This is a genomic window from Amycolatopsis sp. H20-H5 (assembly GCF_035828755.1).
Lineage (GTDB): Bacteria > Actinomycetota > Actinomycetes > Mycobacteriales > Pseudonocardiaceae > Amycolatopsis.
The window spans coordinates 1-26,650 of record NZ_JAYMZS010000104.1; the positions used below are offsets into that span (position 1 = coordinate 1).

Annotated in this window: 28 protein-coding genes and 1 CRISPR repeat array; of the genes, 17 read left to right on the forward strand and 11 right to left on the reverse strand. The window is 68.5% G+C overall.

From position 1 onward, the window contains the following. Positions 1-123: 123 nt before the first annotated feature. Positions 124-1,491 carry a sporulation protein gene (locus QMK34_RS36895; RefSeq protein WP_326419380.1) on the reverse strand — a complete coding sequence of 456 codons (1,368 nt, stop codon included), beginning with the start codon at positions 1,489-1,491 and terminating at the stop codon, positions 124-126. A gap of 198 nt (positions 1,492-1,689) precedes the next feature. On the opposite strand from QMK34_RS36895, the gene QMK34_RS36900 reads away from it, so the two are divergent. The 7 genes from QMK34_RS36900 to QMK34_RS36930 are packed head-to-tail and all read left to right on the forward strand — an operon-like array spanning position 1,690 to position 8,248. Beyond that, complete coding sequence (locus QMK34_RS36900; protein ID WP_326419381.1) at positions 1,690-2,220, forward strand: DUF4254 domain-containing protein; 531 nt, start codon at positions 1,690-1,692, stop codon at positions 2,218-2,220. After that, the gene (locus QMK34_RS36905; RefSeq protein ID WP_326419382.1) at positions 2,217-4,115 is read left to right on the forward strand and encodes a hypothetical protein; all 1,899 of its coding nucleotides are present in this window, start codon (positions 2,217-2,219) and stop codon (positions 4,113-4,115) included. The genes QMK34_RS36900 and QMK34_RS36905 overlap by 4 nt, the downstream gene beginning before the upstream one ends. Further along, a complete protein-coding gene (locus tag QMK34_RS36910) occupies positions 4,112-4,684 on the forward strand; it encodes a phosphoribosyltransferase family protein (protein ID WP_326419383.1) in 573 nt (190 codons plus the stop codon). Before QMK34_RS36905 ends, QMK34_RS36910 begins: the two co-directional genes overlap by 4 nt. Then, positions 4,681-5,763: a glycosyltransferase family 9 protein gene (locus QMK34_RS36915; protein WP_326419384.1), complete on the forward strand. Its 1,083-nt coding sequence runs from the start codon at positions 4,681-4,683 to the stop codon at positions 5,761-5,763. The genes QMK34_RS36910 and QMK34_RS36915 overlap by 4 nt, the downstream gene beginning before the upstream one ends. Before the next feature lie 3 nt (positions 5,764-5,766). Beyond that, positions 5,767-6,906, forward strand: coding sequence for a hypothetical protein (locus QMK34_RS36920; protein WP_326419385.1), 1,140 nt, complete (start codon positions 5,767-5,769; stop codon positions 6,904-6,906). Beyond that, entirely contained in the window at positions 6,903-7,664 is a 762-nt protein-coding gene (locus QMK34_RS36925) for an SDR family NAD(P)-dependent oxidoreductase (protein ID WP_326419387.1), read from the forward strand. Before QMK34_RS36920 ends, QMK34_RS36925 begins: the two co-directional genes overlap by 4 nt. Further along, the gene (locus QMK34_RS36930; protein ID WP_326419388.1) at positions 7,661-8,248 is read left to right on the forward strand and encodes a histidine phosphatase family protein; all 588 of its coding nucleotides are present in this window, start codon (positions 7,661-7,663) and stop codon (positions 8,246-8,248) included. Before QMK34_RS36925 ends, QMK34_RS36930 begins: the two co-directional genes overlap by 4 nt. A 57-nt stretch (positions 8,249-8,305) precedes the next feature. Here the strand turns inward: QMK34_RS36930 and QMK34_RS36935 are convergent, their stop codons facing one another. From QMK34_RS36935 to QMK34_RS36950, 4 genes are all read right to left on the reverse strand, one after another. Continuing rightward, complete coding sequence (locus QMK34_RS36935; protein WP_326419389.1) at positions 8,306-8,830, reverse strand: NUDIX hydrolase; 525 nt, start codon at positions 8,828-8,830, stop codon at positions 8,306-8,308. Between the two features lie 303 nt (positions 8,831-9,133). Further along, positions 9,134-10,480 (reverse strand): GGDEF domain-containing protein, encoded by a 1,347-nt coding sequence (locus QMK34_RS36940; RefSeq protein ID WP_326419390.1) that lies wholly within the window; start codon positions 10,478-10,480, stop codon positions 9,134-9,136. Between the two features lie 468 nt (positions 10,481-10,948). Beyond that, entirely contained in the window at positions 10,949-12,175 is a 1,227-nt protein-coding gene (locus QMK34_RS36945) for an MFS transporter (RefSeq protein ID WP_326419391.1), read from the reverse strand. A gap of 102 nt (positions 12,176-12,277) precedes the next feature. Beyond that, entirely contained in the window at positions 12,278-12,778 is a 501-nt protein-coding gene (locus tag QMK34_RS36950) for a hypothetical protein (protein ID WP_326419392.1), read from the reverse strand. 336 nt (positions 12,779-13,114) lie between these two features. Further along, positions 13,115-13,933: a CRISPR direct-repeat array (repeat unit 28 nt; unit sequence GGACCACCCCCGCGCATGCGGGGAGAAC). Between the two features lie 488 nt (positions 13,934-14,421). On the opposite strand from QMK34_RS36950, the gene QMK34_RS36955 reads away from it, so the two are divergent. The 10 genes from QMK34_RS36955 to QMK34_RS37000 all read left to right on the forward strand — a co-directional run bounded on the left by QMK34_RS36955 (position 14,422) and on the right by QMK34_RS37000 (position 20,449). Next, positions 14,422-14,775: a hypothetical protein gene (locus QMK34_RS36955; protein ID WP_326419393.1), complete on the forward strand. Its 354-nt coding sequence runs from the start codon at positions 14,422-14,424 to the stop codon at positions 14,773-14,775. A 285-nt stretch (positions 14,776-15,060) separates the two neighbouring features. Beyond that, positions 15,061-15,348 carry a hypothetical protein gene (locus tag QMK34_RS36960; RefSeq protein ID WP_326419394.1) on the forward strand — a complete coding sequence of 96 codons (288 nt, stop codon included), beginning with the start codon at positions 15,061-15,063 and terminating at the stop codon, positions 15,346-15,348. Next, on the forward strand, positions 15,348-15,977 hold the full coding sequence (locus QMK34_RS36965) for a DUF3558 domain-containing protein (protein WP_326419395.1): 630 nt from the start codon (positions 15,348-15,350) through the stop codon (positions 15,975-15,977). Before QMK34_RS36960 ends, QMK34_RS36965 begins: the two co-directional genes overlap by 1 nt. Beyond that, a complete protein-coding gene (locus QMK34_RS36970) occupies positions 15,977-16,642 on the forward strand; it encodes a hypothetical protein (RefSeq protein WP_326419396.1) in 666 nt (221 codons plus the stop codon). Before QMK34_RS36965 ends, QMK34_RS36970 begins: the two co-directional genes overlap by 1 nt. Before the next feature lie 468 nt (positions 16,643-17,110). Beyond that, positions 17,111-17,893, forward strand: a complete 783-nt coding sequence (locus tag QMK34_RS36975; RefSeq protein WP_326419397.1) for an ESX secretion-associated protein EspG — start codon at positions 17,111-17,113, stop codon at positions 17,891-17,893. Further along, the gene (locus tag QMK34_RS36980; protein WP_326419398.1) at positions 17,886-18,377 is read left to right on the forward strand and encodes a YbaB/EbfC family nucleoid-associated protein; all 492 of its coding nucleotides are present in this window, start codon (positions 17,886-17,888) and stop codon (positions 18,375-18,377) included. Before QMK34_RS36975 ends, QMK34_RS36980 begins: the two co-directional genes overlap by 8 nt. Further along, positions 18,374-18,685 (forward strand): hypothetical protein, encoded by a 312-nt coding sequence (locus QMK34_RS36985; RefSeq protein ID WP_326419399.1) that lies wholly within the window; start codon positions 18,374-18,376, stop codon positions 18,683-18,685. The genes QMK34_RS36980 and QMK34_RS36985 overlap by 4 nt, the downstream gene beginning before the upstream one ends. Further along, a complete protein-coding gene (locus QMK34_RS36990) occupies positions 18,682-19,059 on the forward strand; it encodes a hypothetical protein (protein ID WP_326419400.1) in 378 nt (125 codons plus the stop codon). Before QMK34_RS36985 ends, QMK34_RS36990 begins: the two co-directional genes overlap by 4 nt. Positions 19,060-19,094: 35 nt before the next feature. Continuing rightward, positions 19,095-19,847, forward strand: a complete 753-nt coding sequence (locus QMK34_RS36995) for a hypothetical protein (protein WP_326419401.1) — start codon at positions 19,095-19,097, stop codon at positions 19,845-19,847. Further along, complete coding sequence (locus QMK34_RS37000; protein ID WP_326419403.1) at positions 19,844-20,449, forward strand: DUF3558 domain-containing protein; 606 nt, start codon at positions 19,844-19,846, stop codon at positions 20,447-20,449. The genes QMK34_RS36995 and QMK34_RS37000 overlap by 4 nt, the downstream gene beginning before the upstream one ends. Before the next feature lie 207 nt (positions 20,450-20,656). Here QMK34_RS37000 and QMK34_RS48085 read toward each other — a convergent pair whose 3' ends face one another. The 6 genes from QMK34_RS48085 to QMK34_RS37030 all read right to left on the reverse strand — a co-directional run bounded on the left by QMK34_RS48085 (position 20,657) and on the right by QMK34_RS37030 (position 26,625). Beyond that, entirely contained in the window at positions 20,657-21,220 is a 564-nt protein-coding gene (locus QMK34_RS48085) for a helix-turn-helix domain-containing protein (protein ID WP_442785293.1), read from the reverse strand. A gap of 305 nt (positions 21,221-21,525) precedes the next feature. Beyond that, complete coding sequence (gene istB / locus QMK34_RS37010) at positions 21,526-22,299, reverse strand: IS21-like element helper ATPase IstB (RefSeq protein ID WP_326419404.1); 774 nt, start codon at positions 22,297-22,299, stop codon at positions 21,526-21,528. Continuing rightward, complete coding sequence (locus QMK34_RS37015; RefSeq protein ID WP_442785294.1) at positions 22,296-23,588, reverse strand: IS21/IS408/IS1162 family transposase; 1,293 nt, start codon at positions 23,586-23,588, stop codon at positions 22,296-22,298. Before QMK34_RS37015 ends, istB begins: the two co-directional genes overlap by 4 nt. 692 nt (positions 23,589-24,280) lie before the next feature. Then, positions 24,281-24,583: a hypothetical protein gene (locus QMK34_RS37020; protein ID WP_326419405.1), complete on the reverse strand. Its 303-nt coding sequence runs from the start codon at positions 24,581-24,583 to the stop codon at positions 24,281-24,283. Positions 24,584-24,862: 279 nt separating this feature from the next. Then, positions 24,863-25,744 (reverse strand): hypothetical protein, encoded by an 882-nt coding sequence (locus QMK34_RS37025; RefSeq protein WP_326419406.1) that lies wholly within the window; start codon positions 25,742-25,744, stop codon positions 24,863-24,865. Further along, on the reverse strand, positions 25,741-26,625 hold the full coding sequence (locus QMK34_RS37030) for an SAM-dependent methyltransferase (RefSeq protein ID WP_326419407.1): 885 nt from the start codon (positions 26,623-26,625) through the stop codon (positions 25,741-25,743). Before QMK34_RS37030 ends, QMK34_RS37025 begins: the two co-directional genes overlap by 4 nt. Between the last annotated feature and the right edge of the window lie 25 nt (positions 26,626-26,650).

The following is a 26,650-nucleotide window of genomic DNA, read 5'->3' on the forward strand; positions in this document are numbered from 1 at the left end:
AAGAACCATCGAGCGGTGGCCACTCGGTATGACAAGCGTGACTACATGTTCCGCGGGACTAGTGATGTCGCCTCAATCAGGATCTGGCTCCGAGACCCCGTTCCATGATCCACGGGACACGCCCTAGATAGACAGCGCGCTGATCAGGCTCGACACTTGGGGGACGGCTGCCCATGTCGTCAGGCGATGTGCGAGGTCGTGGGCATAGTCGGTGGCACGCGCAGAGGTGATAGAGGCGAGGCTGGCGAGCGCACTCTGAGCGGTGACGACTGCTGCGTCCAGGTCGAGCGCGCCAGACTGCAGGTACGTGCCTGCCAGCACCAGGCCACCCAGCCCGGCCGAGCGACGAAACCCCTCGCTAGCGGATTCGGCACCAGCACTCCAGCGCTGCGCGACGAGCGGTTGCTCAAGGTCACGGAAAATCTCGACGGCATCGGCGGACAGGCGGTCCCAGCTGTGGAAGTCGATCCAGGCCGGGTCTTCGCCTAGTCGAGCATCGGCCTGCCCCAGCAGGGTTTCCGCTGTTCCCAGGGCTCGTTGCGCGGCGGATGTGTCGCCGGCGCGGGCGTGCGCGCGAGCTTCGATGAGGTAGAAGAACGACCTGGTGCGGGGAGTCGCGGCCGCGCCGCCCACCGCGCTCGCGGCCTGGGCCATGTCGATCGCGTCGTCGTGGTAGTCGCACAGCGACGCCTGCAGGGCCATCGAGGCGAGGATGTAGCCGCCGAGCGGGACGTCCCCGGCGGTGCGGGCCTGTCGCAGCGCGGTGATGTAGTGCCGCTGGGCGAGCCCGTGCAGCCCGGCGTCGAACGAGGTCCAGCCCGCCAGCCGGGACAGCTGCGCCGTTGCCGAGAACAGCCGGCGGCCGACGGCGTCGGTGTAGGTGCCGTGCAGCAGCGGGGTCGCGCGGTCGACCAGGATGCTGCCCACCGCGGAGAGTCGCCAGTTGCCGCCGCCGTGACGGCTATCCCACCGGCGCGCGTCGTCGGCGGCTTCGAGCAGGTCGTCGATGTCGGCGCGGCCGACCCGCAGCCCGGCAGCGGCGGGACGAACCAGGGTGATCTGGCGATCGGCGGGGGTGGTGAGCCACCGCCGGACCGGCGTGGCGTAGGCGCCGATGCCGAGGCCTGCGGAGAGGAAGGCGCGGCGCTGCATCTGGCTCCAGAATCGTGTCGCTGTGAACACGGCCTGGGCGGGCTCACGGGGAAAATAGAGGCCCAGCTGGTCGTCGTCCTCGTCGACGCAGAATCCTAGCTCCGCCAGCGACACCCACCGACCGCGGCGCTCGGCCAGGGAGTCGGCGATCAGGGTGCGGATCTCGGGTTTCGGCTGGATGCCGTGCCGCGTCCAGTTCGCGACCGAGCGGTGCGTGTAGTGGACCTCGTGGCCCTGGTGCGCGGCGAGGGCGGTGACGCGCGCGGCGAGTGCGCCGGCGCTGATGCCGGCTTCAGCGATGACGGTCTGCAGCTTGGTATTCGGTGCGCGGTCGACCACGGTGTCCTCCCAGCCCAGTTGACCCAGCGTACTCGCTCCATAACCGCTGGTGCAGGGTGGCGCGCCACCCTGCACCCCCTCGTGGACCTGTCGGCGAAGGGCGCGCGGCGGTTGCATGAGACATCCGATTACGAGATTCCAGTATCCGGAATCCCACCGCCCCGTTCGGTCGTTCCCTGACCTCGTAAGGAGAGCCTCGTGTCGCTGCTCACCCGAACCCGCGCAACGAAGCCCACAACCCCGGGGGTGCTGCCCGGCGCCGCGGCCCTGCTGCTGGCCCTGCGCGCCGGCGGGTCCGCTGGGTTGCCCGGTCCGCATCCGGTGCTCGCGATCGGTGTCCGGCTCGGCGCGCAGCACCGCCGCCAGTGGGCCGCGGAGGACCGCTCCCGGCGGCCGGGTGCGAGCGACGGCGAGCTCGCGGCCACCAAACGTATGATCGACCAGCTCAACGGCTTGCGCGCGGGGTGCGTCGACGAGATCGACACCTGGTGCGACCGCGCTCTACCTGCCGGCCCTGCCGAGGCACCGCTGCACACCGAGACGGTCGGGTCGGTCATTGACCGGCTCGCGATCGCCGTCGTGCGCGCCGAACACCTCATGACCGGGCGCGCAGCGGCGCAACTGGGCGAGTTGGCGCACGCCTACAGCGTCCTGGTGGCCGATCTCGCCGCGGGGCGGCGGCGAGTTCCGTCGTGGCGGACCCTCAAGGCCTACGGGACCGCCCGATGACAGCGCCGATGCGCGCGGTGTCGTTGTGCGGGGCCGACAACACCGGCAAGACCACCGCGCTGAGTTGGCTGGCCGCGGCCGCGCCCGGTAGCCACCTCGCCGGGCCGGTCGACCGTTGGCATCCCGGCTGGGCCGCCGTCGCCGGGCCCGGCTTCTTGTCCTGGTGGTTCACCGCGTCGGGCACTGCCGAGCACGTCGAGCTCGTCATGGCCAGCCACCAGGCCCGCCGCGCGGGCAGCGGCACGCTGGCGTGGGAGGACCGCGGTGAGCCGATGCTGCTCGCGACCTGCGCGGCGACCTGCGTAGTCAAGGACAGTCTGGACGCTCTCGAGGCACTGGCTGAGGTCACCACGCTGGCGCGGCGGTGGCCGGCCGAGCCGCGCGAGGAACTCCATATCCTGTTGCGCCACACCGACAACGGGCCCGAGGCCGAGGCGGAGCTCGCGCTCGCCCGCGACCCGCAGCCACCGGGCCGCTGGTACGAGGCCTACCAGTACGCACTCGCCGAAGTCCTCGACCTGCAGGTCGCGGCCGGGGCCTACGACGCGGTGATCGTGCGCGGTGAGCACACCGTGCTCGAGGTCCAGCGGCAGCTGCGCGACGTCCTCACCGACCGCGATGTCGCGGTGCGGGCACTGCCGCCGACCGCTCCGGAGCGGGTGTGGGGCCTGGGCGGGCTCTCGGAGAGCGGGAAGTCGACCGTTGGGGAGCTGCTGGCGGCCGAGCACGGCGCGACCCGCCTCAAAATCGGGTGGCTGTTGGGGGTTGCGGCGCTGCGTGCCGGAGCCGACGACCCCTACGCCTGGTCCGAACGGGTCCGGGCCGCGCACCTGGCCGAGGAGATCCTGCTGTTCTGCGAGGCCAACAAGACCACCGTGCTGTCGGTGGAGTCGTTGCACCGCAACGACTCCACCCGCAATCTCCGGGAACTGCTCGGCGACATCGTCCGCGTCATCTACCTCGACGCCGCGCCCGGCACGCGGGCCGCCCGCACGAGCGAGACACCGGGCGAGCTCGCCGCGCGCGACGCGGTGAAGACATCCCGGGGTGCCGACCGGATCGTCGAGCACGCCGACGTCCTGCTCGACAACAGCGGCCCGTTGGCCGCGCTCAAGCTCGCGCTCCCGGCCCTGGACGTCCCGCGCGCGGCCGCCGAACCGGCCGGCTGGGGGCCCGTGACGTCAGTGGCGTTGCTGGAGCGGCTCCGCGAGCACCTCGTCGACGACCGGACCGCCCTGCTGGTGGCGACCGGCACCACCGGCGGCCCGGGGTGGCGGGCGGGGTGGAGCGACCTGGATTTGCTGCTCGTCGGCGACGCGTTCCCGCTGCCGTGGCTGCGAACGGTGCCGGATGCGCTGCCGGATTCCGGCGGAGTGAAGGTCGGACTCACGATGCTCACAGTGGCCGAGGTCGAGGGCGGGCGAGTACCGCCGCGGGTGGTGCACGCCCTGCGCGCGGCCGCTGCCGGCAGCGGCGTCCTCTACCGGCGTCCCGGGTACCGGCCGCCGTGCCCGAGCGCCGCCGCCGATGACCGGGCTTCGCGCGGTGAGCTCGGCCTGGTCCTGATAACCACCCGCCGGTTGCTCGCCGCGCGAAGCCCTAACCTGCGTGCCCTGCACAAGCACCTCGTGCTGCTCGCGAAGATCTGGCTGCGCGCCTCCGGAACCGACCTCGACGACACCGACGCCGTCCTGGCCGCTTTCCTCGCCCAGCACCCCGCCATCACCGCCGGGTACGGGCCGTGCGCGGGGACGCTGACGGTCGATGCCGTCGCGGGGCTCGCCGCTGCCGAGCGCCCCGATGCCGCGGCCGTCGAGCAGCTGCTCGCCGCGGTCGCCGCGACCCTCGCCCTCGTCGACGCCCTGACCACCACAGTCCTGCGGAGGAACCCATGACCACACCTACCAGCACCAGCACGAATATTCGCCTCGGCTACCGGGCGCAGCGGGTGGAGCGGCTCGGTGTCGAACCGGGGATGCGTGACGAGCGGATCGTGCATGAGCTCGACGGGATGCTCGCCGCGGTCAAGCCCGCCCGGCTGGAGACCATCGGCCGCGACCTGTGGTCGGCTTGGACCGCCGATCCCGGCCACGGCCGTCCGGACCTCCTGCTCGGGCTCGATGCCGGAGGGATTCCGCCGACGATGGCGCTCGCGCTTGCCGCGGATCTGCCCTACCGCCTCGCCTGGAAGCTCGATCTCGCACTGCCTCACAAGCAGAAGTTCGCCGAGCCGCACGCCCGACGCACCGACGTGTTCACCTACGCGGAGTTCGCCGGGCTGCGGCTGCTCGTCGTCGACGACGAGATCACCACCGGCCACACCGCGGCCAACCTCGTCGCGATGCTGCGCGCCGCCGGCGCCGTCGTCGCAGGGATCGTCTGCCTGGTCGAAGACAGCACCGGCGGCGGCCGCGCCCGCCTCGCCGAGATCGGAGTGCCCCTGTGCACGCTCACCACCCTGTGACCATCGCACCCGCCGCCCCGGAGCCCGGGTCGGTGCTGTTCGTGCGTGGCGGGGACCAGATCGTCGCGCGTGAGCAGGCGCCGCTCGGGCAGCGGCTGCCCTACCGGCGCTCCGCCGGCGACGCCCCGGCGCCGACCGGGTGGGACCGCGACGTCCTGCGCCGAGGCTGGCACCTCACCCTGCCCGGCGACAGCCTCGGCGACACCCTGCTCGGGCTGGCCGCCGCCGTCGCGCTGCACTCGGTCACCGGCTACGAAATCACCTACCGCGGCCCCCGCGCCGACCTGATGCGCCACTGCGGGCTCCCGGTCACCGTGTTCGGCGCGGCCGGGAACCATGTCCTCACCAGCGGCGGGCACGCATCACTCGACATCCCCGTCGTTGCTGAGGGCCCGCCGACCTGGCTCGACGTGCTCGACGACGAGGTCGTCCAAGTGCACGCCGCGCTGCCGATGCGCTACTACCTCGCCCTCGAGCAGCGCCTCGGCGTCCGGCTCCCGCTCGACGCCGCCCCGGCACCGGCCTGGCTCGCCACCGGCGCGGCGCGGCCAGGGCGGGTGGTGTTCGTCGGCGCCACCAGCCGCCCCGACCGCAAGGACTACGGAACCGCCGGGTTCCGGGAGATCGCTGCGCACCTGGCCGCGCGCCGGCTCGGCCTGAGCTTCGCGATGATCACCCCGCTCGACACACCCACGCCAGCCGCCGCGAGCGGAGACGGGGAGGTGGAGATGTTGGGTGCGCTCGACGCCGCCGACGCGATCGAGGCCTTCGCCGCCGCTGAGCTGGTCATCGGCAACGACACCGGCCTGAGCCACCTCGCCGCGCTCGCCATGCGGGCCGACAGGACCGGCCCGCACGTCCTCGGGCTCTACGCCCGGCACTCCCACACCAAATGGACCACCGGCCGCCGCAACCACCACGCCGTGGCCACCCCCTTCACCATGGCGCTCTCGGCGGCCGACCGCTGCCCGGTCCGCGACCAGCTCGACGACACCATCTGGGGCACCGCGGCCGCGATCGGTGCGCTGCCCGCCGCGGGGATCGCCGACGCGGCCGGCGTCGCAGCGGGATGGTGGTGAGGCGTGTTCGTTCGCATCGGACACCACCGCCGCTACACCGCGAACCACGCCTGGCACGCCGACGTCCTCGGGCAGAAGTTCTTTGTGAAAGCCAATCCCGCCATCGCCGAGGCGCGGGCGGAGACCGCGGGGTACCGGGTCCTCGCCGAGCATTACCCGGTGCCCGCGCTGCTCGCCCACGGCCGCGCCGGGCGCTGGTACGTCCATGTCTACCGGCGCCAGCCCGGCGTCGGGCCGGGCCGTGGGCTGCTGCTCGACCTCATCACCACCGCGGAGAACACCGGCCGCTACGGCGAGCTGGACGCCGCGGCCGCCGACATTCTCGGCCACTACCGCCGCGTCATCACCGCCACCGTCCGCCGCCGGACACCGCACGAGCTGGTGCAGAAGCTCTATGGCGACCGGGCGCGGCCCGGCGGGCGCCTCGACGCTTACTACCGCACCGGCCGCCTCTGGCTCACCGGCCCGGACGGAACCCCGGTCGGCACCGACGATCTCGCGGGCACCACCCTGCTGTTCAACAGGGTGGAGCATCGGCTCGACCTCCCTGCGGTGCTCGATGACCTGCGAAGTGAGTTCGCTAGCGGGCGGTCGGTGTGGTCCGTGGTGACACAGGGCGACCCGACCGCGTTCAACCTGGGCTGGACCTCGCAGAACGGCCCGTTCTGGTTCGACTACGACACCGGCGGACACAACGCGATCGCCGGCGAGTTCGCCGTCGCCCTGGTCGACCTGCTCTTGCACGGCGCACGCCTCACCCCGGCGATGCACCCGGATGCCTACGCCGATCACCCCGCCGCGCTGGCCACTGCACCGTCCGGGCCCGGCGCGACCCTGCACCAGGTCCGGACAGGCCTGATCGAGGCCGATATCCACCACCGGGCCTCACCCGCGCGTCGGTGGCTCGCCGCGCTCTACCTGCGCGACCTCGTCGTCCCGGTCGCCGCGGACCTCGGCATCGACAACGTCGCCGGATGGCTGCGGCCCTATCTGCTGCTGCGGCTACTCGGCGTCTACCACCCCGCCGACCTCACCGCGGCCGACGCCCTCGTCCTGCTCGCCGCGATCACCCACGTCCAAAATCCCCACCTCGAGCTGGAGACCCTGCTCGATCTCACCGCACCCGTGGAGGCCACCCCATGACCCAGATCCGCCCGGGGGCCACCGTGACCGGCGCCGGAAGCGGCATCGGCGCCGCCATCGCGCTCCGCCTCGCCGACACCCACGACCTGCTGCTGAGCCACCTGCAACCCGACGACGACCTCGACCAGATCCTCACCGCGTGCCGGGACCGCGGCGCGAGGACCGCGACCGTCATCGGCGACCTCACCGATCCGGCCGTCGCCGCCGACCTGGGGGCCGCGATTGCTAAACGCCATGGACAGCTGCAGGTCGTGGTGTCCGCCGCCGGCGCCTACCCCCGCATTCCCTGGGCAGCCACCAGCATCGACGTCTTCGAGCGGCAGCTGCAGGTCAACCTCGTCACCCACGCCACGCTCGCCCGCTCCGCCACCGCGGCGCTGACCGCGGCCGGGTCGCGCGGCCGGTTCATCGCGATCTCCTCGGTGCTCGCGCAGCTCGGCCGGGTCGACCTCGCCGGTTACATCGCCGCGAAAGCCGGCCTCGAAGGGCTGACCCGGGCGCTGGCCCGCGAGCTCGGCGCGGCCGGAGTGACGGTGAACTGCATCAGGGCTGGGTCGATTGAAGTCCCCGCCGAACGCACTGTCGTCGCCGCCGACGACCACACCGCAATGGAAGTCCGCCAGCTGGCCTGCCAATGCGTCCAGCGCCGCGGCCGCACCGACGACGTCGCGGCCGCGGTCGCGTTCCTCGCCTCGGCCGGGGCCGGATTCATCACCGGGCAGACCCTCACCATCGACGGCGGCTGGTGCCTGCAATGACCCCGCCGACGGTCGTGTGGATCCGGCACGCAACCAGCATCGACGGCCTCGAACGACCCACTGCCCACGCTCGCGCGGACACACCGCTCAGCGACCGCGGCCGCGCAGAAACGCAGCGGGCCTCGGACGGGCTCGTGGAGCTCGGAGTGGGGCGGATAGTCAGCAGTCCGCTGCCTCGGGCCTGGGAGACCGCGCGGATCCTCGCCGACGAGCTCGGTGTTCCGCTCGACCAGCCGTACCCGCAGCTGCGGGAATGGCGGGCGCCCGACTGCGTCCTCGGGATCGCGCCTGCGGACTACCCACCGCAGTACGTTCGGTGGCGCGGTATCCGTTCCACCGAACCGGACACCGCGCTGCCCGGCGGGGAAAGCCTGACCGCGTTCGCCCGGCGGGCCGCCGAGGCGGCCGAGCTGGTCGAGTACATGGCGACCGGCGCGCAGCGGCAGGTGCTCGTGGTCGCCCATGTCTTACTCATCGGCGCTGTCGCCGCGCACGCCATCGGCATCCGAGAGCCTGGCGCGGTGTTCACCGCGGCGACTTCCTTCACGCTGCCGCCCGCCGGACGCTGGCAGCACGGGAGATGACAGACCCGGAAATGCTTCCGAGCAGGAGATCCATCACTGCTGGAGCACTGTTTTCGACTAGAGCACCTTCGGCGGTAGATCGGCCAGCAACGCCGCACGGTTCTCCACGATGAAATCCCGGACCTTGGTGGGCTTGAGGTCGTACTCGGCGAGCTGGTCCAAGGGGATCCGCTCCAGCTCGTAACCGCCCCGGCTGGCATCGGCGTACTCATCACCGGTCCGCAGCGCAGCATCGAGGCTGATCAGGCGAGCGGCAAAGAAGTACTGCACGGACTGCCCGCCTTCAGTCGGCGAGGTCAGCAGGGTCAGCTGCTGCCCTACGATGGCCGAAGCTCCTAACTCCTCGACAAGCTCACGTTCCAGCGCCGCCTCCCGGCTGACGTCCTCCGGCTCAATCCCTCCACCCGGCGTCGTCCAGTACGGTGCCACCCCGGGCTTGGTTCGCTTGATCGTCACTAGCCGGGCTTCATCGTCGATCAGCACAGCCCGAGCCGACCGGCGCACGATCGGCACTGCCGTCGATGTCATCGTGATCTCCCCTTGTTCGGACTCGTTCAATGCGTGCTGCTCGACTTCTAACATTAGGTTCTCGTTTCTTCCGGGGCTCTACAGCGTCACATATTCGCGGATCTTGCCACGCACGTGCGGACGCTCGTCGCCGAGCGATGCTCAACGTCGGCAGGCGTTTCGCGATCTGCAGCTCGGTGAGCGGTTTGGTGACCGGGACGTCGGCGTAGCCGCGGTCGTCCTGGTCCCACTTGGACAGGTCCGCCTCGACGCCGCGGATGCGGCTGAAGCCGCCGTCCACGCCGCCGTGCTGCTTGTGCACTGGCTCAGCACCGGCCTGGTGGCTAAGAAACCCTGACGGGTGGGCGTCCGGTGCGATCAGCGCCCGCCGCGGTAGCTGATGATGCGGGCGATGAGCGAAGTGAAATGGCCAGTGCGGCTGCTCAGGTGTGGTTGATCGATCCGGGTGTCATGGCCGCGCGGACTTGGTTGCGCCCGGCGTCTTTTCCTGCGTAGAGCGCGGCGTCGGCTGCGCGCAGCATGCCTTCTATGGTGGTCTCGTCGGTGTCCGGCCGCGACGCCGATGGTGGCGGTGAGCCGCACGGGCTGATCGCGGTCGTCGCGGATGTCGAGGTCGGCGATGCCGGCGCGGATGCGTTCGGCGATGCCGGCGGCGTCGGCTCGGCCGACACCAGGCTGCAGGACCGCGAACTCTTCCCCGCCGTAGCGGCCGATGGCGTCGCCGCGCCGGACAGTGTCGGTCAGGACCGTGGCGACGCGGGTGAGGACGTCGTCGCCGACCTGGTGGCCGTGGGTGTCGTTGATGCGCTTGAAAAAGTCCAGGTCGAGCAGCATCACTGAGACCGGGGTGCGCCCGTGGCGGGCGCGCTGAAGCGCGGCGTGGGCGGTGTCTTGCCAGGCGACGGCGTTGAGCAGACCGGTGCGGCTGTCGGTGCGCGCGGCGAGTTTGTACTGGTGGAGCAGGACGCTTTGGTGGACCAGGTGCAGCGGCACCACCATCAGCAGGGTCACTTCCGGCCACGCGGCTGCGGCGAACGCGACGAAACCGCCGAGCACGAGCTGGGCTACTTCGAGGAGGTTGTCGGCGGTGCTGCCGAGCGCGTCGCGGCGACGGGTGAGGTCGGCGGTGAGCAGCAGGATCCCGGCGACGATGGCGGAGTTGACGAGCCAGTGCCCGGCGATCGCGGCGACCAGCGCGGCGACGTCGCCCCAGCCCAGTTGGGCGGTGAGCAGGTGGTCGCGCAGCCCGGTGCTGGTGGTGACGGTGGAGGCGGCCAGCGCGGCGAGCGTCATCATCGCGACGGTGAAGACGGCCCGGTAGGGCGGGCGTTGCTGGTCGAACCGTCCGACCAGCAGCCAGCGGTGGGCGTAGATCACGAGGATGAGCGCGACCTCGGCCAGTGCGGGCAGCACGAGCGCGCCGGCGATCGTCCACACCGAGCAGAGGTCGACGTGGGGGAGGCGGGAGCGGTCGCGGCGGATCCGCTCGATGGCGTGCGAAGCATGCAGGTGCAGCACGGCGCACGCTGCCAGCAGCCCCGCCGTGGCCCAGCTCGCGGCTGGTGCCGGGCCGGCGAGAAGCAGGACCGCGGCGAGCGCGGCGGTCTCGATGCTCAGGACGTAGATCAGCGGCCGTGTCGGGAGGTGCCACAGCGACCAGGTCCACGGAAGCCAACGGGGTCTCGCGCGGTCGCCGCCGTCCACAAGCCGCCCCTCGTGTCTCTCTCCGCACCCATATGCCACGCACCGTACGTCGTGACCTGCGCAAATGTCAGCCCCCATTGCGCTGACGAGACCTCAAGGGCCCAGACCAGCGACCATTGACCTCGTGGGCCCGCTCGAGGATGCGGTCGGCCCGCGTTGGTGGCGCGAGGAGGTGCGTGATGCGCGACAAGATCTGGTGACGACGGATCGAGCCCGGCGAGCTGCGGAACGGAGGTGACTTTCTGATGCGCGACAAGATCTGGCGGTGACATGCCCTTCACGGAGACCACCGCCTGGAGCGGGTCCCCGCTGATCGAGGCGGGCGAGCGGGCCCGGCGCCCGCGTCAACGCGGCGCGGCCGCCGGGATACCCACCGCCTTCCTCGCCTTGGTGGCGGGACAGCCGAGATCATCACCGACCTGTCGGCATCGCCGGACGACCGGCTTACCCGGGTGGCGGGTGTTGGTCCTACGGTTCGGCGGGTAAAGCGTCCGCGATCCGAGCGGGGACGAGGCGCGCCCAGCCCGCTGCCGCGGCGATCGCCAGCGCGGTGCCGGCGACACCGGCGAGCGCGATCGCGATCGCGATCGTGGCCGACCCGGCGGCTTGGGCGATGACGCCACCGGCCGCGACGCCGATACCTTGCCCGGCGATCAGCCCGGCCCGCGCGAATCCCAGCGCCTGCACGAACGTCGACGCGGCGCTCACCTGATAAGCCGAGCAGAGCCTGGAGACGACCAGCAGTGCCAGCGCCACCGCGACGCCCGGCGCTGTGGCGTAGCCCAGCAGCGGCAGTGACGTCCCCACCGCGAGCACGCCGAGCATCCGCAGCCGGATCGTTCGCGGCACCAGCCGCAGCAGGACCGCCCCGGCTACCGCGCCGGCCGGTTCGGCGGCCAGCAGCACACCAACCCACCCGGTGCCCAACCCGGCTTGCGTCGTGAACACCACCGCCAGGCCTTCAGGGACGACAGTGAATGTCGCGAGCCAGCCCAGGCTCATCAGCATCCGCAGCCGCCGGTCGCGCGCCACCAGCCCGGCGCCCCGGCCTACCCGCACCAGCCATCCGGCGAGCTCGACTCGCAGCCGCACCGCGGCGGCGACGGCCTCGACGGGATACCGGCCGATCCCCACTCGCAGCAGCGCCCCGGACACGGCGAACGTCGAGGCGTCCACGGCGAGCGCGACGTTCGGTCCTAGCCAGCTTGCGAGCAGCCCGCCGCCGGCGAACCCACCGACCAGGCACGTCTGGTGCGTGATGAGCATGACCGTCTGCCCGGCCTCGTAGCGGCCGCCAAGCAAGTCCGGAAGCACGGCGCCTTGCGCCGCGGCGAACGGTGCCTCTGCCAGCTGCACCAGCACCAAGAGACCGGCCAGCACGCCGAGCGGGACATCGGGAATCGCCATGGCGGCGACGAGGACTGCCCGCACCGCGTCCGCGGTCACCATGACCGAGCGGCGCGGCCATCGATCCGCCAGCCCCGACAGCAACACGCCGGACACCAGCGCAGGGATCGTCGTCAGCGCGTATGTCCCGGCGGTCGCCGCGGCCGAGCCGGTCCTGGCGAACACCAGCAGTGACAACGCGACCCTGGCCAGCTGATCACCGACGATCGAGGTCACCGCAGCGGCCCACAGAATCCGGAACTGCGCCTGCCCGAACACCCCGGGCGTTCCCATGCCAGATCCCACCATCAGACCTCCCCGCCAGCGGTAGAGCCCAGACTGTAAGCCGAGAGTGGTCAATCCGTCACGACCTGGACACCCAGGCACTACCCAGCCCGGCGGGTCTGGGGATCAGCACGCGTGTGCCCACCAGCTGCGAGCGCAGTAGCGCCGCCTGCGCCTCAACGTCGGCCGGGATCGCGCGGGGCGCGACGCCCAGCGCGCGCAGGAATCCGCTAAGGGCCTCGCTGGGGTACCGGGCCCGTAGCCGCGCAGGTTCATGTGCAACGTGCTGTCGGGAAAACGAGCTTGGGCTTGGTGTGCCCAGTGCAGGGCGAGGGTGGTCTTGCCGATTCCGCCTGTCCCGTCGACGGCGGTGATCACCACCGACCGTGCCGCCCGCGTCTTTAGCCCGTTCTCGTCAGGGTCGGGTGGGATCAGCGCGTTGAGCGTGGCCAGGTGCTCGGCGCGGCCGGTGAAGTCACGCACCGACCCGGGCAGTTGCCGCGGCACCACCTCCGGCGCCCTCGAGCGTGCCCGCCCGGCCCGCGGCGTTCCGGTGCTCGCCGCCGGGGTGGGTGGGTAGGGGTGGTCGGGCAGGGTGATCCAGCCGGTGGTGTCGACTTCCTTCACGGCGACCGGGACCGGGTGCCAGGTGGCGGGTGCGGTGGCGGGGCATGGCGGACGACGTCGTCGAACAGCCAGTCCGACGTGATGATCGCCAGCACCCCCGGCCAGCGCCGCTTTCAGTGCCGGGGCGTCACACAACCGGAACGCCAGCGTCAGCGAGCTGGAGGGTCGTAGCCGACCTCCCCGGCGTGAGCGCGACCCGCAAGCGGATCCGCTGCGTCTGCGGGTGGGTGTCGTTGTGCACCCGCAGACGTGCGACCAGCGCTGGCAGTGCCGCCTCCACGAATCCTGTCTTGCGGGGAAAACTGGTTCGACGGTGTGCCGATCACCATGGAAAGCGGACCACCCCCGCGCATGCGGGGAGAACGACCCGTCGACGGTGACGTACCACCGTTCCCCGGGACCACCCGCGCGCATGCGGGGAGAACTGGGACAGTTCACTCATGGTGATGGTGCTCATGGGACCACCCCCGCGCATGCGGGGAGAACCCGGGCCGACGAGTCCGGCCACCTCACCCACGGACCACCCCCGCGCATGCGGGGAGAACGGAGTTAACCGGCACGCCGGGCTGCTCTTCCTCGGACCACCCCCGCGCATGCGGGGAGAACCCTCGAACTCGGTCGGCACGGTGATAACAGGGCGGGACCACCCCCGCGCATGCGGGGAGAACCATGGCCTGACGAAACCCGACTTCCCGGGCCGCGGACCACCCCCGCGCATGTGGGGAGAACTCCAGCTTCCACAGGCACATGATCGTGCCGAACGGACCACCCCCGCGCATGCGGGGAGAACGAACCACTGCACCTCGAGCAGGTGCCGGAACCGGGACCACCCCCGCGCATGCGGGGAGAACAACCTGGTCACTGCCGTGTCCTACTCGGGCGACGGACCACCCCCGCGCATGCGGGAGAACGATGTCGCCCGGCAGGATGATCGTGTCTGGCACGGACCACCCCCGCGCATGCGGGGAGAACCGCACAAGGAGTACCGCGAAGTCGCCGACGACCGGACCACCCCCGCGCATGCGGGGAGAACACGCGCTGGACAAGCGCACTGTCCGCCCGATAGGGACCACCCCCGCGCATGCGGGGAGAACGCCCGCACCCGTCGTTGACGCGTCAACTGGCCGGGACCACCCCCGCGCATGCGGGGAGAACACTTCTTGACCTGGGACGTTTCGAGTCGAAGCGGTGTTTTTCATTCATTTTCGTCGAGCGTCTTGCTCATGCTACGTGTGCAGGAGATATGGCTACCGGCTCGCGGTCGACTTGCGCTGCTCTGTTGGCGGCCGAGCTCTTACCCGCCGTGTCTAGGCGAATATCGAGGCCGTGCGCGTGGATCACCGTGGTTTCCCCAGGTGCGGGCCGGGGACAGAGCGGGAGCACTGAGGAGGTTGCCGGAAGGGCTTCCCGGCTGCCGCGTCGACGGGTGTCAGGGCGACGGTGGACCTTGTCCGGAGGTTGCCGGTGCCTGTCATCAGGTTGAGGCCCTATGGGACCCGTCCGCGTCTACGTGATCTCGTGTCGGGTGAGCCCTTCGGTGTCGCGTGTGTTGTGCCCAGTTGACTCAAATTGGCCGGCAGGGTGCTGACGGCCTGTTGCCGCCTACGCCCGTGCGTACTTGGGCTTGAGGCATCATCGACGGCATGACCGATGGAGCGCACTGCTCGGATCCTGGCGCTGACCGGCCCGGATATGGTGCGCGTTGCCGTGCGCAGGCCGCGCTGGCGAGGGCGATGGCGGAACGGGAACGTGCCCTTGCCGCGCAGCTCGCCGTGTTCACGGGCAAGGGGTTGGACACTGTTGCGATGGTCGAGCGGTCGTTGCGGGCGGCGGCAGGGCTGAAGCAGCTCGGCGCGGTGCACACGGCGCAGGCCCTGGCCTATGACGACATGATCGCCGCTGGCGGCCCGGACGACTCGCGCGCGTACGTCGAGTATGAGGCCATGACCCGTCGGCATGCCGCGCTGTACCCGGGGGAAGGCTCGTTCGGCAATTGATCGGCCGTGTGCGGTTCTGACAAGTTTCCCAGCTCAACGCCCACTGTGATCTGCCACGTTTAAGAGACACACGGTCTCCGGTTGGCTACCATCGGTGCGAGTTGGTGACGCTACGGTCGGGTTTGGGCGCAGGGGGAGGACGTAAGTGGTTGAGCAGGCAGGGGCACCCGCAGGCAAGTCGGGCGGGGTTTTAGAGGGACTCAACTTTTCCTCACCGACAGCACTGCCAGCGGCGTCGGAGCAGCGCCCGGTGGTGCGGCAGGCTTTTACCTCAGCCGCGAGGCAATGACCACTGAACTGGGGAACTTGAAGACGCTGCGGGCTCGGATCGAGGACCAACTGCGCAACGCCATCCCCATGTGGACCATCCAATCGCCAGGGCAAGACCCTGCCTCGTTGCGCAACACCGACGCCAACAACACCTCGGGTAACTATTACCGGGGCCATCTGATGCGGGAGAGCGCCTACCTCAGCTCGGTCATCCAAAAGATGGACGATGCGCTCGGCATTCACGAAGCGAATGACCGGCAAGCAGGCAACGATCTCAACCAGGCTGGTGGGGGCCTGTTCTGATGGATCCTCTTCTCCGTCGACTCGGCGTGTGCGTCGCTGGCCTGCTGACTGTGGGGGCCTTGGCCGCCTGTTCGACTAAGCCGGGTACGGCGCAGCCGCTGCCAAGTTCAAGCCCGACAGCCCAGCCGTCGGGCAGCAGCCAGGGAAACCCCGGCTCGGGATTGCCGACGATCACCAACCCGTTGCCTGCGTCAGTCATCCAAGGTGACCCGTGCAGTGTCTTGACGACTGCTCAGCTCGCCACGTTGTTCTCGGCCACGCCGCACCGCAATGCGGCCACTGACACCGGGGCCGCCAAGTCGTGCTCGTGGAGCGACCTCGACAAGGGCTCTCTTGTGGGTATCCAGCTGGTGTACGCCTGGCAGGACGGCCTTGGTCACGTGTACGCGAAGAAGAACGAGGGGTTCTTCAAAGAACTCGAGCCGCTACACGGGTACCCGGTGGTGGCGTATGGACCGAGCGACGACCGCTCCACGGGGCGATGCAGTGTCGCGGTCGGAGTCGCGGGTAACGCCGCTTTTCAAGCCGACGCGACCCTGGCACGCTCGAAGGTCGGCCAAGCCGATCCCTGTGACGCCGCGCGCAACATCGCCGATCTCGCACTGACCACCTTGAAGGGTGGTGCGTGATGGTGTTCGCGGGCACTGAGGCGTTCCAGGCGTACCTGAAGCAGATGCAGGCCGAAGGCAAAGTCATCCTTCCGGGGGAGCTGGTGCGCCGGGTCAAAGCTGGACCGGGACCGGACAGTCTCGGGCAGGCGCAGCACGCCAGTTCGGTACAGGCCAGCCAGCAGCAGGGCATCGAGACGGACACGTTAACGGCGGTGGGCCGCTTGGAGAGCGCCTGGTCAGGCCAGAGCGGTGACGTGGCCCGGGGGTCGTTGCGTCCGCTCGCGGATGTCGCGACGTCGGCGTCGAGCGCGTTGCAGGGCAGCCAGAACACGCTGACCGATCAGGCGCACGCGTTCACGTCGACGCGTGATTCGCTGCATGAGGTGTCGGACGTGCCGCCGTCGAGGTCGGGGTGGGATGTGGCGACTCCGTGGGACACCGATACCGAGGACAAGGTCAACCAGCGTAACGCCGCTGTGCAGCAGAACAACGTTGTCTATCAGGGGTTCACCGGCACTAGCGACGGTCACGCGCAGAAGATGCCGATCGATTATGGGCAGGTTCCCGACGCCGTGGGCGGTACGTTCGCGCTGCAGCCGACGCCGGATACGGGCCAGGTCCAGGGCGGGCAGGATCGTCGTGGGCAGGTCCCTCCGGGCCACCACGACACCAGCGGGGGGTAGACCGGTCTGGCTCGGATGTGCCGCCGCGTCCGTCACTGTCCCCAGCGGCGGGACGGGTGGTTCCGGTGGTGTCGGTCCTGGTGGTGGCTACCTGCCGGGCGTGCCGGGGTCCTTCGGAACCGGCAGTGGCGGGCCTGGCAGTGGCAGTGGATCGGGGTCGTCGGTTCGTGGGGGCGGTCCCGCGGGCGGTGTTCCTGGTGAGTCGGGCAAGGCGACCGGCGCTGGTCGGCTTGGCGGGCTGGCCGAGTCTGGGATGCGAGGCGGCCCAGGCTTGGGGGTGGCTGGGGCGCGTGGCGCGAACGGGATGCCGATGGGTGCCGGTGCGGGTAAGGGCGATAAGGAGGAGGACAAGGAGCACAAGTCGCCTGACTACCTGCAGGAAGCTGATCCTCACGCCCTGTTCGGTTACGACGGCAAGGCCACACCGCCTGTTATCGGCACGTAGCAGCAGCAGAAGCGAGGGGACGAATGGTGCTGCTTGACGAGCCGGTGACGGTGCCGCGGTTGGCGGTCGCGAAGGCGTGGGAGTGGGAGTGGGAGCGGGTCGGTTCGTCGCATCCGGTGCTGGGCATCGTGGACGTGTGGGTCGAACACGACGCGGCTTCCGGTCTGGACGATTTGACCAGGCAGGCGTTGGCTGAGCCGGGGTTTTATGATCTGCGTCGAGGTCGTGTCGTCGGTGAGTTTCGGGATCTGATGCTGGCCATCGCCAACGCGGACACCGAATGCTATAGCTGGTCCAGTGACCGTCACGGTCGTGATCAGGCGGTGCTGGCGATTCCTGTCGGGCGGACCGCGGTCGTGGCCACTATCGAGGGTGGCTTGCTGACCTTGGAAAGGACCCGGACCGGTCGGCTTGCTCGCGCGGTGGTGGAGCGGTTGCCTGGCTTCGCGGCCGCTGACATTGGCGAGTTTTCCGTGCTGCGGTCGCAGTATGGGCGGAGTTCGGCAGGCGAGCGCTACGCCCTCGATGTCAGCAGCGATTACACCGTTGCCGACCCGGCTGAGCAGCTCCGCGCGTTGATGGGCGCACCGCGGGTTGCGAGCCATCAGGTGTATGTCGCCGCCCGGGTGGACGGGATCCGCCAGTCCAGTATGCCGCTCACCGTGGTCGACAGTGGTGAGCATGGCCGGGTTCTCACCTACCTGCGCCCAGGCGACGACGGCGGGCTGGACATCGCGTGCGGACCGGGAACCTCCGACTACATCGTCGGCACGCTGGAGAACACGCTCGACGCGCTCCGTGCGTGACGGGCTCGCCGTCGAGGCACCGGGCATGTCGCTGAGGAAGATGGAGGTGGGCATGTCGTTGAATGTGGCCAAGTTGCAACAGCAGGCCGTTGAGCTGGATACCGAGCTCGCCGCGGCGCGGTACTCGGCGCAGTCGGCGGACAAGATCGCGACGGCGACCGTGTCCGGCCAGGGCACGTTGCTCACTCTGGTGATCGCGGATCACGCGATCCGCGGTTCCCACCCCCACCTGGTCGGGCCGGCGGTGCTGGACGCGGTGTCAGCGGCGCGGCGGCAGGCGTCGGCGGTGAGCCTGAGCAAGCTGCGTGCGGTGCTCGACAAGGATCAGGAATGGCGGCCCGAGCCGCCACCGATCCCGGCGGGCGAACCCGCGGTGAGCCCGGCTCGCCGGCGGGCGGTGGTTGAGGACCACGACAGTTTCGATGAACTGGATTTCGTCACTGACGCCGGTGACCCCGACGATGCGGACAGGGGGCGCTGGTGAGCTACGCCGACGAGTTGGAGAACCTGGTCAACGAGATCCACACGAAGGTCGCCGCGGTCAAGCAGGCTGGCGAGGACGCCGACCGAGCGCGAACCACGCACCAGCTCCCCGGTGATCTGGGCATGATCACCGTCGCCGGGTCGGGCGAGTTGGTGGAGGTGGCGTTGGACGTGCCGGCCATGAAGGCGTACACCGCGACCAGTTTGGCCCAGCAGCTGCTGCGCGGCATCCACGCCGCCGAGCGGGACGCTCACGCGCAGCGCGACGCGATGATGGCACTGGCTCAGCAGAAAGCGAGGATCGTATGAGTATCGGCGATGTTTTCGGTCATGGGCAGGGGTACAGGGTCTATCCCGAGAAACTGCGGGAAGCCGCGAACGGTGTGGGACACGCCGCCGACCTCACGCAGGCGTTCGCCGACACCGATCTTGCCGACACGATGCTGGCGGGCGACGACCTCGGCCTGCCCGGCACCGCCACTATTATTATGCCCGGCTTGCGCGGCGTCGGAACCGTCGAACGGTACAATAACGCCATTCATCAGATCATCGAACTCACCCGGGTAAATGCGACCGAATTGCGTAACCTCGGCGACGCGCTACGCAAAGCTGCCGAGTACTACGAGCAGCTCGATGAGGAAGCGTACGAGAAGCTGAAGAAAATCGAAGGCGGCATGAAATGACCACCACGACACACCAGCGGGGAGGTGTTCGGTAGATGGCCACCGTGATTCCCGGGACACCCCATCCCGTTCCGCCACAGAACAATCCAGGCAACCCGATGTTGGCCTACCCTGAGGCGGAAGACCAGCAGATCCGTGACATCGCCGACCTGATCGGCGCCGAGGGCATCATCAACCTGCTGGACACCCTGAGGGTCTTCATTCTGGGTGACATCGGTAAAGTTGTCGCCCTGGCTGACAAGTTCGCAAGAGACAAGAAGCTTATAGAAGCCGCAGCGGCTATCAACGAAGTGCAGCTTTCGCTGAACGGGGCATGGCAAGGTGACGGTTACGCGCAGTTCGACAAGTACGCTGGCTTGGCGACCAGCGCGTTGTCCAAAGGTCAGGACGGGATCGTCAAGCTGACCAGCACCATGACGGCGGTCGCGAAAGCCGTCATGGACACCTACAAGACGTTGATCGGGTTCATCGGCAACTGCGCCGCCAACTTGATACAGGTCGGCGGAAAAGTTGTGATCGCCCTTCTTACCGCTGAGGTTCCAGTTCTGAACGCCCTCGAGACCAAAGATGTCATCGACTTCGTCAATAACGCGTTCGCCACTTTCTGGAAAGACTGCAGTGCGGCTCTCGGCAGCATGATTACCACCGTGGGCGACTTCGTCAAAGCCGGCGTCGACTTCACGTCCATCGAGAACAACTTTCCCGTGATCTCCCCGGTCGGCTCCAGCGTCGACGTGATCGACGACCCGCAACGCTGGCGCATCAAACCGGGAGCCGACCACTCATGACCACCAGACGACGCCCATGGCGCCAACCCGCAGCCCTGCTGACCGTAGCTCTTCTTACCTTGACCGGCTGCAGCTTTGGCACGCACACCACGCCGCCGTCAGAAACCAAGGTTCCCAGCCCGGCTATTCCGTCGCCACTCAACACCAGCAAGTTCACCGCGGACCCTTGCGCGGCGCTGACAAGTGACCAACTCATTGGTATCGGATTCGCCTCAGCGTCGATCGAGCCTGGGCGAGTTGGCGCGTGCAACATGAAAACCGGCAGGACATCCGGTGTTAGCATCTCCTATCAACCAGAGTACTTCCGAAGCCTCTACTCGCTCTACGGTCGCCATGCTCAAGGCTTTGACACCGGAAATCACTGGGAAGAACTCAGCATCAACAGCTACCCTGCCGTTCTGATCGCGATCGAAGAGAACGTAGGGAGCCATCGCGACAAAGGGCCATTATCGTGTTCCCTGGCGCTGGGCATCGACGACGCCACAATGGTCACCATCCGCACCAACACCTACGAGGACTCCAGTGCCGGGCCGTGGCAGTACGATCCCTGCGGAGCAACGAAGAAAGTTGCAGCCTTCGTCGTCGACAACCTACGCGCATGAATAAGCTAGGTCCCTGAATTCGTCGACTTTACGTTGCGTTGATCGGTTGCGGGATTACTCGCCGGGTGGGTTTCCGGTGGATGAGCGTGGCGAGTTAACGAGGAGGCGTCTCCATCCCGACATCCCGGATTCCACTGGTCCTAACGGCGCCATCGCCATCAAACCGGAGCAGTCACTGCTGTTGCTAGCAACAACGCCAACTATGTCTTACGTAGCCACTGTTGTATTAGGCGGTTGGTCGCAAGTCGATGGCCTGCGACCGCGAGGTCGCAGCGAGATCCCAGCCGCGACCAGGGCCGTGTGCATGGTGGTGTAGGAACACCCGAATCGAGCCGCGAGCTGCCGGATGCTGCTGCCCTTGCCGTACTGCCTGCCCGCCAACGCAGCGGCCCGTGGTGAGAGGACGGAGGACGTCGAGGGCGCTACTCCCGCGGCGGCAAGGTGTCGGCGGATCGTTCGCGACGACAGCCCGGTCTGGTCGACCAGCGTCTCAGCGGACAGTCCTCGCCGATGCCAGTAAGCCAGGATCCTGGTTGTGTCCTCATCCGTTGTTTCCGGTGGGAGCACGACCGGGAAGGCAATCCCGGCCTCCGTCAGCAGCCGGAGCACGGTGTCGTGGCGCCGGCCCAGGACTGCGGCCAGCTCGGCAACAGTTTCCCCGGAACGAAAGCGGGCGGCGATTGCGGTTGCGACTCGCTGACGTTGGCGTCCGCGAAGCGGATGTGGAGGACCGCGCCGCGCTCGAGCTGCGTTGCGGTCGCCAGCCGTCATCCGTTTCTCGCCGATGACCTTGAGGTGGGCTCGCCGACGACTCGCGCAGCATGGAGCACCGATGAGTCGGTGGCCGCATCAGTACTGGTCATGGCGACGTGCATCGCTGACGACCGCGTCGCGCAGGGCCGCGCGGAGTCGACCCGCTTGCAGGGGGTCGAGTACCGCGAGGCTGCCGTGGGGCCCGCGAAGGACAATCTGTCTGTCAACGGTCATTGGGAACTCCGGGTGGGCGGACAGATGATCTCCAGGCTGGCGGACAGTACTTCTCCGGGTGGGTGGACGGCAGTTCTCCGGATGGTCGGCTAGGTCAAGGCGACCACCCCCTTGCCGGCGATGGCCTCGGCGAGACGGTGGCTCTCACCCTTGGTCAGGACCAGGTGCGCGTGGTGCAGCAACCTGTCCACGGTCGCTGTGGCCAAGGTTTTCGGCGTGATCGAATCGAAACCACTGGGATGAATGTTGCTGGTCACCGCGATCGAACGCCGCTCGTAAGCGGCGTCGATGATGCGGTAGAACGCCTCGGCGGCGTCCTGTCCCGCGGGCAGCATCCCGATATCATCAACCACGATCAGATCGCACCGGCAGATCCGGGAGATCGTGCGAGCCACCGACCCGTCGACCTTGGCCTTGCCGACCGCGGCGGTCAGGGTCTCCAGGGTGAACCAGGACACCCGCATGTCGTTCTCGATCGCCGCATGCGCCAACGCCTCCACGAAGTGCGACTTTCCCGTGCCCGAAGGACCCGCGACCGCCAAGTTCTCACGACGCCCAATCCATTCCAATGTGGACAGTGAGTTCTGGGTGGCTTCGGTAATCGAGGACTCTTCCGCGCGCCACGACGAAAAAGTCTTGCCGGTGGGGAAGTTCGCGGTCTTGCGCCGCATCCGCCGGGTCGCGGAGTTGCGGCCGGTGACTTCCTCCCCGAGCAGGACGCGGAGCACCTCGGCGGGATCCCAGCGTTGCGCCCGCGCGGTCGCGAGGACATCGGGTGCGGCTTTGCGCAGGTAGGGCAACCGCATCCGGCGCAGGACACTGTCCAGGTCCTCGGGCAGGGCAGGGGCTGTGGGACTGCTCACTGGCCGAACACCTCCCAGCCGCCGGTGCCTGGTTGCGCGGAGTGGTTCTCATCGGCCACCACCACGTCGCTGGGCGGCCAGGATGCGCTCAGATGGTCCAGGATCGAGACGAGGTCGTCCTCGGCGAACCGGCCCGCGATCGCCGCCAAACCCAGCGCGTCGTCGACCCGGCCCGCCTCCAGGATCGCGGCGAGCTCCACCGCTCGCGCCATCTTGACCCGGATCCGGGTCACTCCGGTCGAGGCGGCTTCGACCAACCACCGGCGCGCTCCCTCACCCAGGGCGAGGAACGCGACCTCTTCGGGGGTGCGGGCCCTGATTTTCGGTGGGCGGGGGAGGTTTCCGCCCGGATGGTACGGGTAGTGCGCGTCGTCGATGCGCGGGGTTCCCGGGGTGGACAGCACGTGCCGGGCGATCTCGGTAAGCCCGGCGGTGGTGTCGCCGACGATGACCAGTTCGTCGCCGGTGACGCGGGCCCAGACCTTGCTGCGCTGGTGCCCGTCGGGGGTGGAGTAGCGCACCGACCCGAATCGGATCGTCTGGTCGTCATCGACCAGGCGTTCCTCACCGAGCGCGATCGCGTGTGGCTCGGTGGGCAGGACGTGCAGGTGCTGGCGTTCGGCGCCCAGCCGGGTGACCGGCGCGGCCCCGGTTTCGCGGTGGGGTCGGGCGTTGACCCGCTCGCACCACTCGAGGCAGGCGTCGGCCAGGTCGGCGAACGAGGAGTAGACCGGCAGCAGGTTCGCCGTGGTGGGCACCAGGTCCGCCTTGGCGATCTTGACGGTATGCTCGGCTCCGCCCTTGGATTCGGGGTCGAACGGCTCACACGTCTCTACTGTGCAGCCGTAGTGCCGACCCGCCGCGACGATCTGAGGGTGGCGGACCGGGACTCCCGCGACTCGGTCCATCGTCACTGTCTTGGGGTTATCGGTCAGTAGATATGTTGGTGCGCCACCGATCCGGCGCAGTGTCGCGTCGACGCAGGACACCAGAGTGCCCAGTGTCTGGTCCCATGCCGGGAGCACGACGCGGAATCTCGACCAGGACAGCCACGCGCAGAACAACTGCGTGCGCCGGCCACCGACCCTCGGGCCTTCGCCCCAGTCGAACTGCATCCACATCCCCGGGTCCGGGGTCCACGGCCGGTATTTCCGGCGGTGCCCGGCGTTCCACGCCGATTTCGCCTCGGCGACCGCGCGCCGGGTCGTGCGGTCGTTGCCGGTGAACCCCATCGCGACCAGCCGCTGGTGCACGACGTCGGCGCGGACCCGGCCCTCGGAGTTCGCCACCAGTTCCTCGATCTTGTCCAGGAACGGGTCGATCCCGCGAGCGCGGCGTGTCGGGGTGAACGGGTCACCTCCGGCGTCGCGGATCGCGACTTAACGGGCCACGGTCTTCTCGTCGACCCCTGCGAGCTGCGCCGCGGAGTGCGCGCAGCGTGTCATATCGAACGCTTCCAGAATGTCCATGATTTTCCTGTCAGACTTGGTCAAGGGACTCCTCCGGCACCAGCGGGTCGGCAACTGTCAGCAACCAGAGCCAACCCCGCCGGAGGGGTCCCTACCTGCATTGATGTCAGGCGTGTCCCGGAGATCTCATGTCCATCAACCCGGAGATTTCATGTCCGCCTACCCGGACCAAACTGTCCGCCCACCCGGACTTTTCCATGTCCGCTGGCACTGTCCACTGGTGAGGGTGACTGCTATAGTGCTGCGGTGCCCGGCCGAATCGCGGCAGCGGACGTTTCGCCACGTCAGTGTCCTGATGGCTCGACTCGACACGGCCATTCCTGGCGGCGTGGACTGCCCGCTGCCGGTCGACGTCGTACGGCGCAGCCAGCCGATCAAGTGTTTCCGCCCGGCGGCGAGCGCCGTGACTCGGCCCGGCATATCGGCACTATCGGGGGCCACGTTCGTCGCTCCGGTGACATGGCCCGGCACAGATTCAAGGCAGCTAGTCTGATTCAAGGCGATTGGGTAGTTCATTCATGCCACCCCTGCTGCGGGCCATTGAACGGTTGTTGATGCCGGGGTGCCGGTTTTTCCCACCGTATGAATGCCACGATCCAGCGGTGAACGCTGGGAATCGCGCAGAGACCCGTGAGGAGAAGAACGCTGGGCCACAGGAGACCGAACACAATGGATGTGACGATGATGCGTGCTTTGGTCTGGCCTTGAAACCATTGCCACGGCATGGAATTCTTCTGGGAGTGGTAGATGTACCATACAGCGACCGGCGCGACAGCACCCCATAAGGCAAAGAATATGACGTCGAAGAGGTCCATACTGTTCCTGCTTTCCGCGAGTAGTGCGACGTGTAGTCAGCTACTTTTCTGAAGGAGGTGCGACTGTGGTTCTCGTATCAGGTTTCGTGGAGTGTCAGTGCGGAGCCGTGACGGCACCGTGGATAGGATTCCAGTGGTGCTGCCACGCCGTTGAGGTTCCGCTGCCCCGGGTGTGGTGACCAGCGACACTCGAGGGCACCTGTCGGCGCGGGAGCTAGAAGTCTGCTCTGGCAAGGTTTTTATCGGCGTGGTCTTCTGCGCACCGCCGTCCGGCGGTCATCATCTGCTTCGGGGAGTCCGGGCGGTGGTGTGTCGGCGGTCCGGACGTGTTCTTGGCGTATTCACGGGCTCTGGTGGTGTGAAGGTGGTTGGTGGATTGTCGACTGCCGTCCATTGGTGCGGTTCTGGTCCTGTCCGGTGCTGGTGGACGAGGAACCCTTGGTCCGTGAGTAGGGTCAGTGCTCGTGACACGGTGGTTTCGTGGGTGGAGTACGTGGTCGCCAGTGTCTTCAGTGGTGGGAGGTCTGTGACGGTGCCGGCGGTGATGTCGGCTGCCAGTGTGGTGGCGATCCCGGCGATGGAGTTCCCTGTTTTTTGTGTCGGCGGAATCCAGCGTTTCCTGTTCGAGTTCGCGGAATTTGTTTTGATCAGGTGGCCGTCGTCGCCGAGCAGGCGCAGCACGGTGTTGATGGTTCGGGGTGAGACGTTGTAGCGTTCGCTGAGGGCGGTGGCGGTGGGGAAGTCGGTGCGCCAGTGTGATTCGGGGTGGGACAGTTCGAGTGTGATGCGGTGGGCTATCAGCTGCACCGAGGTCTGGCCCCGGACACCGGGTGCTGCGTGGGGTGGGAGTGTGACGGTCGGCTGGGGGAAGGGCCCTGGTGGTGCCCAGTAGGCGGTGTTGTCGGGCTCTGGTCTCAGGGGTGGCAGGTCGAACGCGGCGAGGCCGTCCGGGCGCACGACGTCATCAGGTAGGTGCACGGTGAAGACCCAGGCCAGCCACGTCAGTTCGTCGATCCGCAGCCACAGGTCGATGTCGGCGTCGCGCCGCCGCCGGTTGATGCTGTGCATCCGCCACGCGCGGTGGCCTTCACCGATGAGCACCCGTGCAATGTCGGGATCCGCGGAGACGCCGTCCTCGGTGGGAGGGGCCTCAGCGGTCACTGGGTCGCCTGCCGGGGTGTGGTGCGGGCGACGAGGGCGACGACGGCGACGTTGAGGCGACCGCTGTCGTGGGGGGTGGTGCGGCATTCGGTGTGCGGGCCGTTCTGCCACCACAGAAAGCACGGCACAGGACCAGGGGCGTCGTCAGTCAGGTCCGCGGGCACGATGTCGAGCTCGTCTGTCGCTGTCGCGATCTCCGTGGGGGTGAAGGTTCGCCCGGAGCCGAGTGCGCTGTGGCGCATCGTGTCGACGATCCGCTGGGCCGTCGAACCGGAGCCAGGGGTGGGGTTGGTGAGCCAGCTCGACACGACGTAGGACCCGGTCGGTGCGGCGCGGACGTACTCGCGCACGATCGCCGCCGGGTCACCGTAGGCATCGTCGATGTGCGACCAGATCCCCAGCAGCACCCAGCACACGGGTGTGTCGTCGGCGAGGGTTCGGGTGATGTGGGGGTGTGTGAGGACTGTGGGGGGTGTGAAGATGTCGGCGTTGATGACGTGGGCTCCGGTGACGGTGTCCATTTCGGCGCGCAGGGTCGCGAGGATGAGTGGGTCGTGGGCGATGTAGCTGATGGTCGCGTCGGGGTTGGCGCGCAGGATGACGTCGTGCAGGGTTTCTCGGTGGGGGAATCCGGCCCAGCTGATGAGAAAGCGGCTGATCTGGGCGTGTTCGGTGAGGTAGTGGCAGGCGCGGATCAGGAAGTCGCGTTCGTCGGTGAAGATCTGGTCGATGTCGGGGGCGATGGCGCGTAGTTGTTGTCCGAGGTCGTGTTCGATGGCGTAGGCGTCGGTGCCGCCGAGGAAGAGGTCGTAGACGCGGGCTAGTGCGGCGCGGGCGGGGTCGGTGCCCGCCGGGCGCGGTGGTTGATCTGCGGTCTGCATGGACAAGCGCTTTCGTGTGGTCGTG

What these genes read in the sequence shown, in the direction of transcription:
- QMK34_RS36905 (WP_326419382.1), top strand. Translation starts at nt 2,217, where the DNA reads ATGACAGCGCCGATGCGCGCGGTGTCGTTGTGCGGGGCCGACAACACC.
- QMK34_RS36910 (WP_326419383.1), top strand. Translation starts at nt 4,112, where the DNA reads ATGACCACACCTACCAGCACCAGCACGAATATTCGCCTCGGCTACCGG.
- QMK34_RS36925 (WP_326419387.1), top strand. Translation starts at nt 6,903, where the DNA reads ATGACCCAGATCCGCCCGGGGGCCACCGTGACCGGCGCCGGAAGCGGC.
- QMK34_RS36930 (WP_326419388.1), top strand. Translation starts at nt 7,661, where the DNA reads ATGACCCCGCCGACGGTCGTGTGGATCCGGCACGCAACCAGCATCGAC.
- QMK34_RS36935 (WP_326419389.1), bottom strand. Translation starts at nt 8,830, where the DNA reads ATGTTAGAAGTCGAGCAGCACGCATTGAACGAGTCCGAACAAGGGGAG.
- QMK34_RS36945 (WP_326419391.1), bottom strand. Translation starts at nt 12,175, where the DNA reads ATGGTGGGATCTGGCATGGGAACGCCCGGGGTGTTCGGGCAGGCGCAG.
- QMK34_RS36955 (WP_326419393.1), top strand. Translation starts at nt 14,422, where the DNA reads ATGACCGATGGAGCGCACTGCTCGGATCCTGGCGCTGACCGGCCCGGA.
- QMK34_RS36960 (WP_326419394.1), top strand. Translation starts at nt 15,061, where the DNA reads ATGACCACTGAACTGGGGAACTTGAAGACGCTGCGGGCTCGGATCGAG.
- QMK34_RS36965 (WP_326419395.1), top strand. Translation starts at nt 15,348, where the DNA reads ATGGATCCTCTTCTCCGTCGACTCGGCGTGTGCGTCGCTGGCCTGCTG.
- QMK34_RS36970 (WP_326419396.1), top strand. Translation starts at nt 15,977, where the DNA reads ATGGTGTTCGCGGGCACTGAGGCGTTCCAGGCGTACCTGAAGCAGATG.
- QMK34_RS36975 (WP_326419397.1), top strand. Translation starts at nt 17,111, where the DNA reads ATGGTGCTGCTTGACGAGCCGGTGACGGTGCCGCGGTTGGCGGTCGCG.
- QMK34_RS36990 (WP_326419400.1), top strand. Translation starts at nt 18,682, where the DNA reads ATGAGTATCGGCGATGTTTTCGGTCATGGGCAGGGGTACAGGGTCTAT.
- QMK34_RS36995 (WP_326419401.1), top strand. Translation starts at nt 19,095, where the DNA reads ATGGCCACCGTGATTCCCGGGACACCCCATCCCGTTCCGCCACAGAAC.
- QMK34_RS37000 (WP_326419403.1), top strand. Translation starts at nt 19,844, where the DNA reads ATGACCACCAGACGACGCCCATGGCGCCAACCCGCAGCCCTGCTGACC.
- QMK34_RS48085 (WP_442785293.1), bottom strand. Translation starts at nt 21,220, where the DNA reads ATGACGGCTGGCGACCGCAACGCAGCTCGAGCGCGGCGCGGTCCTCCA.
- QMK34_RS37020 (WP_326419405.1), bottom strand. Translation starts at nt 24,583, where the DNA reads ATGGACCTCTTCGACGTCATATTCTTTGCCTTATGGGGTGCTGTCGCG.
- QMK34_RS37030 (WP_326419407.1), bottom strand. Translation starts at nt 26,625, where the DNA reads ATGCAGACCGCAGATCAACCACCGCGCCCGGCGGGCACCGACCCCGCC.